At 52.2% G+C, this 11,550-nt stretch carries 9 protein-coding genes; all 9 read left to right on the top strand.

Annotation, left to right across the window (positions count from 1 at the left end; all coding sequences use genetic code 11):
• The first annotated feature begins 102 nt into the window (after nt 1–102).
• The 9 genes from OCV63_RS02200 to OCV63_RS02160 all read left to right on the top strand — a co-directional run bounded on the left by OCV63_RS02200 (nt 103) and on the right by OCV63_RS02160 (nt 11,544).
• Complete coding sequence (locus OCV63_RS02200) at nt 103–1,005, top strand: DUF2156 domain-containing protein (protein ID WP_158361788.1); 903 nt, start codon at nt 103–105, stop codon at nt 1,003–1,005.
• Between the two features lie 35 nt (nt 1,006–1,040).
• The gene (gene hisC / locus OCV63_RS02195) at nt 1,041–2,096 is read left to right on the top strand and encodes a histidinol-phosphate transaminase (protein WP_158361787.1); all 1,056 of its coding nucleotides are present in this window, start codon (nt 1,041–1,043) and stop codon (nt 2,094–2,096) included.
• Nucleotides 2,097–2,102: 6 nt separating this feature from the next.
• Nucleotides 2,103–2,612 carry a COG2426 family protein gene (locus tag OCV63_RS02190; protein ID WP_158361786.1) on the top strand — a complete coding sequence of 170 codons (510 nt, stop codon included), beginning with the start codon at nt 2,103–2,105 and terminating at the stop codon, nt 2,610–2,612.
• 38 nt (nt 2,613–2,650) lie between these two features.
• The gene (locus OCV63_RS02185) at nt 2,651–3,592 is read left to right on the top strand and encodes a diacylglycerol/lipid kinase family protein (protein ID WP_158361785.1); all 942 of its coding nucleotides are present in this window, start codon (nt 2,651–2,653) and stop codon (nt 3,590–3,592) included.
• Nucleotides 3,593–3,959: 367 nt separating this feature from the next.
• Entirely contained in the window at nt 3,960–6,083 is a 2,124-nt protein-coding gene (locus tag OCV63_RS02180; RefSeq protein WP_158361784.1) for a glutamine synthetase III family protein, read from the top strand.
• A 216-nt stretch (nt 6,084–6,299) separates the two neighbouring features.
• Nucleotides 6,300–8,411: a glutamine synthetase III family protein gene (locus OCV63_RS02175; protein ID WP_158361783.1), complete on the top strand. Its 2,112-nt coding sequence runs from the start codon at nt 6,300–6,302 to the stop codon at nt 8,409–8,411.
• A 165-nt stretch (nt 8,412–8,576) separates the two neighbouring features.
• Nucleotides 8,577–9,696, top strand: a protein-coding gene (gene prfB / locus OCV63_RS02170) for a peptide chain release factor 2 (RefSeq protein ID WP_158361782.1) whose coding sequence is annotated in 2 segments (ribosomal slippage) — nt 8,577–8,651 and nt 8,653–9,696 — 1,119 coding nt in all. Because the reading frame shifts where the segments join, the coding sequence is not laid out codon by codon here.
• Nucleotides 9,697–9,843: 147 nt separating this feature from the next.
• Nucleotides 9,844–10,287, top strand: a complete 444-nt coding sequence (locus tag OCV63_RS02165; RefSeq protein WP_158361781.1) for an ACT domain-containing protein — start codon at nt 9,844–9,846, stop codon at nt 10,285–10,287.
• Between the two features lie 39 nt (nt 10,288–10,326).
• Complete coding sequence (locus OCV63_RS02160; protein WP_158361780.1) at nt 10,327–11,544, top strand: homoserine dehydrogenase; 1,218 nt, start codon at nt 10,327–10,329, stop codon at nt 11,542–11,544.
• The last annotated feature ends 6 nt before the right edge of the window (nt 11,545–11,550 follow it).

Here is an 11,550-nt window from a genome sequence, read left to right as displayed (position 1 = left end):
TGGAGTTACTTGAACTTCATGCTTTTTTGCGTTAAAATAAATATTCAGGAAAAATGAGTGGAATACTGAGAGAAAAGAAAATGATATAAAAGGGAAAAATTTATGGAAGTAAAAATGAAACGTCCGGAGATGGAGGACCGGGAATTGTTGAACCGGTATCTGTCCTATGCGGATACCAGAAGCTGTGAGATGGTCTTCGGTAATATTTATCTGTGGTCTCGGTTTTATAATACGGGCTTTGCCATTGTGGAGGACAATCTGGTGCTTGGCGAGGTGGACGGCGTCTATTCTTACACCTTTCCGGTGGGACCGGGAGATAAGAAAAAGACGATTGACGTATTGATGGAGCATTGTAAGGAAAATGGAGAAATTTTTCAACTCCATAACATTACCAGAGAGGATTTCGCAAAACTGGATGAACTGTATCCGGATCGTTTTGAGATTAAGTTTGACCGGGATTATGCGGATTATGTGTACGAGACTGAGAAGCTGGCGAAGCTCTCCGGTAAGAAGTATCACAGCAAGAAGAATCATGTGAATAAATTCATGAGCCTCTACGAGGACTGGGCCTATGAGCCAATTACCAAAGACAATGTGGAAGAGTGCTTCCAGATGGTGCTGGCGTGGCGGCATGAGAACGGCTGCGACGGGGACGAGGAGAAGAACGCAGAGATCTGCGTGGCACAGAACGCCCTGCGGCTCTTCGATGAGCTGGGATTCAAGGGCGGCGCGCTTCGCGTAGGCGGCAAAATCGTGGCCTGCACCATTGGCGAGCCGGGCATCAGGAAGGACACCATGATTGTCCATATTGAGAAGGCCCTGACCGGGATACAGGGAGCTTACACAGTCATTAACCAGCAGTTTGCTCTGCATGAAGGCGCTGCGTATCAGTATCTGAATCGGGAAGAGGATCTGGGCGAGGAAGGCCTGCGCCAAGCAAAAATGTCTTACAAACCTGTATTTTTAATTGAAAAAGGGGTTGTAAGAGAGCGCGGACTACTGTAAGCTATACTATTATCATTCAAAAGAGGAGTCAGATTATGAAAGCATGGGAAGCCAATGTCCGCAAAGTTGTTCCCTATACACCGGGCGAACAGCCGAACCGGCCGGGCATGATCAAACTGAATACCAATGAAAATCCATACCCGCCTGCGCCGGGCGTGCGGAAGGCCCTGGAGGAGCTGGATATCGACCGTCTGCGTCTCTATCCGGATCCGGCAGCGTCGGAGCTTGTGAATGCGCTGGCAGAGTACTATCATAAGGATCCGTCCTGTATCTTCGTGGGCGTGGGTTCCGACGACGTCATTGCCATGGCGTTCCAGACTTTTTTTAATTCGGATAAGCCGATTTTGTTCCCGGATATCAGCTATTCCTTTTACAGCGTCTGGGCGGATCTGTTTGGCATCCGATACGAGCGCCCTGCTCTGGATGAGAACTTCCGGATTGTAAAGAAAGACTATTTTAAGGAAAACGGCGGAATCATTTTCCCGAACCCCAATGCTCCCACAGGTATCTACATGGAGCTTTCGGAGGTGGAGGAAATCATCGCGAAGAATCCGGAGAGTATTGTGATTGTGGACGAGGCCTATGTGGATTTCGCAGGTCCTTCCGCGCTGGAACTGGTGGATAAGTATGACAACCTGCTGGTGGTACAGACCTTCTCCAAGTCCCGTTCTATGGCCGGTATGCGGATCGGCTTCGCCATAGGACAGCCGGAGCTTATCAAATACCTGAATGATGTAAAATATTCCTTTAATTCCTACACCATGAATCTGCCGAGCCTGAAGCTTGGGGCGGCTGCGGTGAAGGATGAGGCTTATTTTAGAGAAACGGTTGGAAAAATTGTGGCAACGAGAGAGCGCGTGAAGAAGGAGCTTGCCGAGCTTGGCTTTACGTTCCCGGACTCCCGATCCAACTTTATTTTCGCCACACATAAAGAGTGGCCCGCAAAGGAGCTCTTTGAGGAACTAAAGAAAGAAGACATCTATGTGCGTTATTTCGCGTCTCCGCGAATCGATAATTATCTGCGGATTACCGTGGGCACAGATGAAGAAATGGATGCATTACTTGCATTCCTGCGAAAGAAAGGAAATTAATTTATTATGACAGAGACACTGGTACAATGGTTTGTGCAGAATCTGGGAGGATCTGCGGCAAAGGAACTGATTATTTTCATCATTTCGATGATCCCGATTCTGGAGCTCCGCGGCGGCCTTCTGGCAGCCGGGCCGGCCTTTCTGAACGTGCCCATGTGGCGCGCGATCCCCATCTGCATCATCGGCAATCTGATTCCGGTGCCGTTTATTCTGCTTTTTATTACGAAGATTTTTACTTGGCTGAAGGGTACGAAGCATCTGAAGCCCTTTGTGGAAAAGATGGAAAACCGGGCCATGAACAAGAAGGAACAGATCGAGAAATACGAGTTCTGGGGCCTGCTGCTGTTCGTAGGTATCCCACTTCCGGGCACCGGTGCCTGGACCGGTTCCCTGATTGCGGCGCTGCTTGGCATCAAGTTTAAGAAGGCATTTCCGGCGGTATGCTTAGGTATTCTGCTGGCGTCCTTCATTATGACGGTGCTGTCCTATACCGTCATCGGCGGTATCTTTGCTTAACATTTGTGGTGTGATTGCTTTTAATGAGGTGAGTTTTTATGCTGCATTTAGAGAAGAAACTGTTTTTTATCTATAATCCCCATGCGGGAAAAGAGAATATCAAAGGAAAGCTGTACGGTATCATCCAGGCCATGTCCGACGCTGGTTACGCGATTACCATTTACCCGACCCGGGCGCCCCAGGACGCCATCGAGCAGATCCGGAATCTGCCGGATGATTACGACCTGGTGGTCTGCAGCGGCGGCGACGGAACTCTCGATGAGGTTATGACCGGTATGATGTACAGGAAGCATAAGATTCCGGTGGGCTATATCCCGGCGGGTTCCTGTAATGATTTTGCCAGATCCTTACAGATTCCCAATAATATGGATCGAGCGGCGGAGATCGCCGTGCGGGGCGTCAATTATGCCATCGACGTGGGCTCCTTAAACGAACGCAATTTTATCTATGTGGCGGCCTTTGGTATCTTCACCGACGTATCCTATACCACCAAGCAGGAAGTGAAGAACGTGCTGGGCCACATGGCTTACGTGCTGGAGGGCATGAAGCAGCTCATGAACGTAAAGTCCTATCAGCTTAAGGTCACCAGCGACGAGGCAAGCTTCGAGGGGGATTTCCTCTTTGGCATGATTACCAATTCCAAGTCGGTGGGCGGCTTTAAGAGTATCGTCGGGAAAAATGTGATTTTCGACGACGGCGTCTTTGAAATGACGTTCATCACGCGTCCGAAGAACCCCATGGAGCTGCAGGAGATTCTGGCGGCGCTTCTGATCGAGCAGATTGATACCAAGTATATGTACTCCTTCCGGAGCTCACGGGTGGTCATCGAATCCGAGGAGCCGGTGCCCTGGACGCTGGACGGCGAGTTTGGCGGAGAGCATACCCACGTGGAGATCACGAATAACCAGAGGGCGGTGGAGATCCGCATGCCCGAGGAAGTGCGGGATACTCTGGTGGAGGAAGAGGAAGAAGGTTATTAGGATTTAAATAGTGAACTGCAAGAATAGCCTGGGTCCCCCTTGGGAACAACGCGGATTTTGCTACTCCTCGCAGGCGGCTTATACGCATCTGACCGGCAAACTCGGGCCTAAAGGCCCTCAGACAGTGCCTCCTTCAGATGCTGCCAGCCTGCTCGTCCCTACGCAAAATTCGCTAACGTTCCCAAGGGGGACCCAGGCTATTCTTGCAGGGATTTACTTCATAGAGTGATAAACGGATAGTAGCAGAAATAATAAAAAACGAGGGTATTTTATATCGACAGCAGAAAAAAATCGTGTTAAAGTAATAGGCAAAGAAATTTTTGTGAAATATAGTAACAGATGACAAAAAGAATACAGGGAGAGGACTATGGAAGGGAAGACGAATATTTCCGAGATTTTCGGCGAAAATGTGTTTAATGATACGGTGATGCAGGAGCGTCTGCCGAAGAAGATCTATAAGGAGCTGAAGCAGACTATCCGGGAGGGCAAGGAGCTGGACCTGGCTGTGGCTGATGTGGTGGCTCATGAGATGAAGGAGTGGGCTCTGGAGCAGGGCGCGACCCATTATACCCACTGGTTCCAGCCTCTGACCGGCGCGACGGCGGAGAAGCACGACGCGTTTCTGTCCGCTCCGAAGGCGGACGGCAAGGTGCTGATGGAGTTTTCCGGTAAGGAACTGGTAAAGGGCGAGCCGGATGCGTCTTCCTTCCCATCGGGAGGCTTACGCGCCACCTTCGAGGCGAGAGGCTATACGGCCTGGGACTGCACGTCTCCGGCATTTGTAAAGAAGGACGAGGATGGATCCAGAGCGATTCTGTATATTCCGACGGCATTTTGCTCTTATAAGGGCGAGGCGCTCGACCAGAAGACACCGCTCCTTCGTTCCATGGAGGCCATTAACAGGCAGTCCTTACGGCTTCTCCGGCTGTTTGGAAATACCACCTCCCATCGGGTGACACCGTCTGTCGGTGTGGAGCAGGAGTATTTCCTGGTGGATCGTGAAAAATATCTGAAACGCAAGGACCTGATTTTTACGGGCCGGACCCTCTTTGGCGCCATGCCGCCGAAGGGACAGGAGCTGGACGATCACTACTTCGGCGTGATCCGGGAGCGGATCGCGGATTTCATGGAGGATGTGAATAAGGAGCTGTGGAAGTTGGGCGTGTCGGCCAAGACCCAGCACAACGAGGTGGCTCCGGGACAGCATGAGCTGGCTCCCATTTACGCCGAGTGCAATGTGGCCGTAGATCACAACCAGTTGATTATGGAGACGCTGAAGAAGGTGGCTTATCTTCACGGCTTGCAGTGCCTGCTCCATGAGAAGCCCTTCGCCGGGGTCAATGGTTCCGGTAAGCACAATAACTGGTCCCTGACCACCGACGACGGCATCAACCTGCTGGAGCCGGGCAAGACGCCCCATGAGAACATTCAGTTCCTGCTGGTGCTGACCTGTATCCTGAAGGCTGTGGACGAGCATGCGGCCCTGCTTCGGGAGTCGGCTTCCGATGTGGGCAATGATCACCGTTTGGGCGCCAACGAGGCGCCGCCCGCGATCATTTCTGTTTATCTGGGCGACCAGCTGGAGGATGTGTTGTATCAGCTCATCAGCACCGGCGAGGCGACCCATAGCCTGAAGGGCGGCCATCTGCACACCGGTGTGCGGACCCTGCCGGATTTCGCCAAGGACGCCACCGACCGGAACCGTACATCTCCCTTCGCCTTTACCGGAAATAAATTTGAGTTCCGTATGGTGGGCTCCCGGGATTCTGTGGCAGAGCCCAACGTGGTGCTGAATACCATTGCCGCTGAAGCATTTTCTGACGCCTGCGACGTGCTGGAGAAGGCGGAAGACTTTGACCTGGCTGTTCACGACCTGATTAAGCAGTATGCTTCCGAGCATCAGCGCATCGTCTTCAATGGAAATGGTTACTCGGACGAGTGGGTAGCAGAGGCAGAGCGCCGTGGCCTTCCGAATATCAAGACCATGGTGGACTCCATTCCGGTGCTGACGGAAGAGAAGACCGTAGCGCTCTTTGAGAAGTTTGGCGTCTTCACCCGTGCGGAACTGGAATCCCGTGCGGAGATCCAGTACGAGGCTTATTCCAAGGCGATCAACATTGAAGCACGTTCCATGATTGATATTGCCAGCAAGCATATCATTCCGTCTGTGCTCCAGTACACCACCGCCCTGGCGACCTCCATCAACCAGATCCGTTCTGCCTGTGCCGAGGCCAACATCAGCGTGCAGATCGAGCTCTTAAAGGATTGCTCATCCCTGCTGGCCGCCACGAAGGCAGCCCTGAAGGCTTTAACGGAAGTGACCGAGCAGGCTGCAGCCACGGCAGAAGGCCGGGAGAGAGCTGTTTATATTCTGGAAAATGTAGTTCCCGCCATGGCAGCCCTCCGACAGCCTGTAGACAAGCTGGAGATGCTGGTAGCCAAGGATATGTGGCCGATGCCGTCTTATGGGGATCTGCTGTTTGAAGTATAGAATTATGCAATTTTACAGAAAATAATAAAATAAATTGAAAAAAACCTGTAACATTGCAAAAAAATGAAAGTTTTATGATTTTACACTTGATTTTTGAAAAAAAGCGGTGTAAGGTATTAGCATATTTGAAAGCGATGTGAACGAGGGCGTTCCGGTTATAGCCGGAACGCCCTTTTTTGATCGGATTCTATTACAAGCAGAAAGGTGGAGTCTATTATGAGTGAATTTACGAATGTAGCTGAAATCTTTGGTTCCAACGTATTCAACGACGCAGTGATGCAGGAGCGTCTGCCGAAGAAGGTGTATAAGGAGCTGAAAAAGACCATCGAGGAGGGCAAGGAGCTTGACCTGGCCACAGCCGACGTCATTGCCCATGAGATGAAGGAATGGGCCATCGAGAAGGGCGCTACCCATTACACCCACTGGTTCCAGCCGCTGACCGGCGTGACCGCTGAGAAGCATGATTCCTTTATCAGCGCTCCGGATAAGAACGGCAAGGTGCTGATGAGTTTTTCCGGCAAAGAGCTGATCAAGGGCGAGCCGGACGCATCTTCCTTCCCGTCAGGCGGACTTCGCGCAACCTTCGAGGCGAGAGGCTATACTGCATGGGACTGCACCTCTCCCGCATTTGTAAGACAGGATGCAGCAGGCGCAACCCTTTGTATTCCGACCGCGTTCTGTTCCTATACAGGCGAAGCGCTTGACCAGAAGACGCCGCTCTTACGTTCCATGGAAGCCATCAATACAGAAGCGCTGAGACTGCTGCGTCTCTTCGGAAATACCACATCCAGGAGAGTGACCCCGTCTGTAGGACCGGAGCAGGAGTACTTCCTGGTAGACAAGGCAAAATATCTGCAGAGAAAAGACCTGATTTACACTGGCCGTACCCTGTTCGGAGCCATGCCTCCCAAGGGACAGGAGCTTGATGACCATTACTTCGGAAATATCCGTCAGCGTATCGCAGCCTTCATGAAGGAGGTCAACGAGGAGCTGTGGAAGCTGGGTGTCACAGCCAAGACCCAGCACAATGAGGTAGCTCCGGCGCAGCATGAGCTGGCACCAATTTACGCCGAGTGCAATGTGGCCGTAGACCACAACCAGATCGTTATGAAGACCCTGAAAATGGTGGCCTGCCGTCACGGACTGCAGTGCCTGCTTCATGAGAAGCCCTTCGCAGGCGTGAATGGTTCCGGTAAGCATAACAACTGGTCTATCACCACAGACGACGGCATCAACCTGCTGGATCCGGGCACCACACCCCATGAGAATATTCAGTTCCTGCTGGTGCTGGCCTGCATCCTGAAAGCCGTCGATACACACGTAGACCTGCTCCGTGAGTCCGCGGCAGATGTCGGAAACGATCACCGTCTGGGCGCAAACGAGGCGCCGCCTGCTATCATCTCCGTATTCCTGGGCGAGCAGCTGGAGGACGTGGTAGAGCAGCTCATCAGCACCGGCGAGGCGACACACAGCCTGAAGGGCGGAAAGCTGGAGACCGGCGTGAAGACCCTGCCGGATCTGACCAAGGACGCCACCGACCGTAATCGTACTTCACCGTTTGCCTTCACCGGCAACAAGTTCGAGTTCCGTATGGTAGGATCCAAGGATTCCATCGCGGCTCCGAACATCGTGCTGAACACCATCGTGGCAGAGGCGTTCGCGGAAGCATCCGACGTACTGGAGAAGGCGGAAGACTTTGATCTGGCGGTTCATGACCTGATTAAGAAATATCTGACCGAGCACCAGAGAATCGTATTCAATGGAAACGGTTACTCCGACGCATGGGTAGAGGAGGCAGAGCGCCGCGGACTTCCGAACATCAAGTCTATGGTAGACGCTATCCCGGCCCTGACCACCGACAAGGCCATCGGTCTGTTTGAGAAGTTCCACGTATTCACCAAGGCTGAGCTGGAATCCCGTGCGGAGATTCAGTATGAGACCTACGCCAAGGCGATTAACATCGAGGCCAAGGCCATGATCGATATCGCAAGCAAGCAGATCATCCCGGCAGTTATCAAGTACACCAAGTCTCTGGCAGACACCGTGAACTCCGTAACTGCGGCAGGCGCGGAGGCAAGCGTACAGAGCGAGCTTCTGGCTGAGACGAGCGGCCTGCTTTCTGATACCAAGGTAGCCCTGCAGAAGCTGATGGACCTTGACAAGAAGTCCGAGGAGGTTCCGGAGGGAACCGAACTGGCACACTATTTCCACGAGGAAATCGTACCGGCTATGGCCGAGCTTCGTGCCCCGGTTGACGCTCTGGAGATGATCGTTGACAAAGAGATGTGGCCGATGCCGTCCTACGGCGACCTGATGTTTGAGGTATAAGAAGTACATAATATAGGAAAGAAAGGGAGCTTTGCCGTCCGGCGGGGCTCCTTTTTCGGGCTATTTTCGGGCTGTTTCGCACATTTCCCTTGCGTCCGTGTACGCCCTTTGCTATACTTAAAAATAGCGCACAGACGCGAATTGTATAAAGAAAGAGGTGGGAAAATGGTAGAATTAGATCAGTTTAAATATACACTGAACGGCTATCAGGGACCATTAGTAGAATTGAGGGATTCACTTTGACCTGGCTAACAAGGCAAAGCGAATCGAAGAATTAGAGAGAGAGATGGAGGCTCCCGGCTACTGGGACGATCCCGAAAAGTCCCAGGAGGGCATGAAGGAGCTGAAGAACTTAAAGGATGAGGCAGAGGATTATCACGCCTTAGAGCAGCAGTATGAGGATATCGAGACCCTGATCGAGATGGGCAATGAGGAAAATGACCCGGATCTGGTGCCGGAGGTCCAGGCGGAGCTGGAGGCTTTCGCGGCGAAGCTGGATTCCATGACCATCAAGACCCTGCTGTCCGGCGAATATGACCGCAACAACGCGATTCTGAAGCTGAACGCCGGCGCGGGTGGCACCGAGAGCTGCGATTGGGCGGGTATGCTGTACCGCATGTATACACGCTGGGCGGAACGCCATGGCTTTACCGTAGAGGTACTGGACTATCTGGACGGCGATGAGGCCGGTATCAAGTCGGTCACCTTCCAGGTCAACGGCGAGAATGCCTACGGCTATTTGAAGTCTGAGAAGGGCGTCCACCGTCTGGTGCGTATCTCACCGTTTAACGCCCAGGGCAAGCGGCAGACCTCCTTTGTATCCCTGGACGTCATGCCGGATATCGAGGGCGATATCAATGTGGAGATTCGGGATGAGGACTTACGTATCGACACGTATCGTTCCAGCGGCGCGGGCGGCCAGCACATCAATAAGACCTCTTCGGCCATCCGTATCACCCATCTGCCCACGGGCATCGTGGTACAGTGCCAGAATGAGCGTTCCCAGTTCCAGAACAAGGATAAGGCCATGCAGATGCTGAAGGCCAAGCTGTACTTGCTGGAACAGCAGAAGAATCAGGAGATGCTCTCCGGTATCCGGGGCGAGGTCAAGGACATCGGCTGGGGCAACCAGATCCGTTCTTATGTAATGCAGCCCTATACCCTGGTGAAGGATCACCGCACCGGGCAGGAAATCAGCAATGTGAACGCGGTGCTGGACGGCAATATTGATCCGTTTATCAATGCGTATCTGAAATGGATTACGGTGAAACCGGAAGAAGAATAGAATATGCGCATTTTCAGATGTAGGAAATTCGTAAGAATTTTCTACATCCTTTTACTTGCAATCTTTTGTATTGTGTGATACGATTCTAACAGTTTAATCCACGACAGACATACAAGTGTTTCTGGATAACGAACATGGAGGGAAAAGATGTCAGAAAAAAGCAAGTATTTTGTAGTCACACAGAAGGCAGTCCCCGAGGTGCTTCTGAAGGTGGTGGAGGCTAAGCGTCTTCTGGACTCTTCCAAGGCCATTACCGTGCAGGAGGCCACAGACCGGGTGGGTATCAGTCGGAGCTCCTTCTATAAATATAAGGATGATATTTTTCCCTTCCATGACAATTCCAAGGGAAAAAGCATCACCTTTGTATTGCAGATGGACGACGAGCCGGGACTTCTGTCCCTGGTCTTAAAAACCATTGCGGATTATAAGGGCAATGTGCTGACGATTCATCAGACCATTCCGATCAACGGCGTGGCCTCCCTGACCCTGACGGTGGATATTCTGCCGACCACGGGGGATGTATCGTCCATGATCGATCAGATAGAGAGCCAGCCCGGCATCCATTATCTGAAGATCTTAGCAAGTGAATAGAGGTTCACAAATAAGATTAACAAAAGGAGCAAAAGACAAATGATTCAGATAGCAGTTATGGGCTACGGAACCGTAGGCTCAGGCGTGGTAGAGGTCCTGAACACCAACCAGGCATCCATCGACAAGCGTGTAGGCGAAGAGGTTCGCGTCAAATATGTACTGGATCTGCGTGATTTCCCGGGCGATCCGGTAGAATCCGTTCTGGTTCACGATTTCGAGACCATTGTAAATGATCCCGAGGTAAAAGTAGTGGTCGAGGTTATGGGAGGCGTGGAACCTGCGTATACCTTTACCAAGCGGTGTCTGCTGGCAGGAAAGAGCGTATGCACCTCCAATAAGGCTCTGGTGGCGGCCCACGGCGCGGAGCTTCTGCAGATCGCGAAGGATAAGAATCTGAACTATCTCTTTGAGGCCAGCGTAGGCGGTGGCATCCCGATTATCCGTCCCCTTCAGACCTGTCTCACCGCAGACGAGATCGTGGAAATCAGCGGTATCCTGAACGGAACCACCAACTATATCCTGACCAATATGACCTACGGCGGAGCAAATTTTGATGACGCCCTGAAGGACGCCCAGGAGAAGGGCTATGCGGAGCGCAATCCGGAAGCGGATGTGGAAGGCCACGACGCCTGCCGGAAAATCGCGATCCTGACTTCCCTGGTAAGTGGTCAGAGAGTGGATTTTGAAGATATCTATACCGAGGGCATCACGAAAGTAACCGCTGAGGATATCAAGTATGCCGATAAGCTTGGACGCGTGATCAAGCTTCTGGCTATGAGTAAAAAAGAGGCGGACGGCAAATATTACGCTATGGTAGCGCCGTTCCTCATCGACGCAGCGAACCCGCTTTACAATGTAAACGGCGTATTCAATGTCATTTTCGTGGAAGGCAATATGCTGGGCGATTCCATGTTCTATGGAAGCGGAGCCGGAAAGCTTCCGACTGCCAGCGCTGTGGCAGCCGATGTGGTAGACGCATGCAAGAACCTGAACGAGAATCTGGGCTTTTACTGGAGCGATGAGAAGCTGGTTCTGGGCGATACCAAAGATGACAAGAGACGCTTTCTGGTTCGCGTGAAGGGCGACGCCCAGGCGGATGCAGCGGCCATGAAGGCCCTGTTCGGACCGGTGGATCTGGTAGATGCAGGGGTTGAGGGCGAGTTTGGATTTGTGACGGTCAGCTTAAGCGAAGCAGAGTATGCGGAGCGCGCCGCGAAGACCGACGCCATCCTGAACCGCATTCGTGTGGAGGGATAAGAAGCA

Source organism: Laedolimicola ammoniilytica (genome assembly GCF_025567165.1).
Lineage (GTDB): Bacteria > Bacillota > Clostridia > Lachnospirales > Lachnospiraceae > Laedolimicola > Laedolimicola ammoniilytica.
Note: the sequence above shows the minus strand (reverse complement) of the source record. Positions and strands in the feature narration are given on the sequence as shown.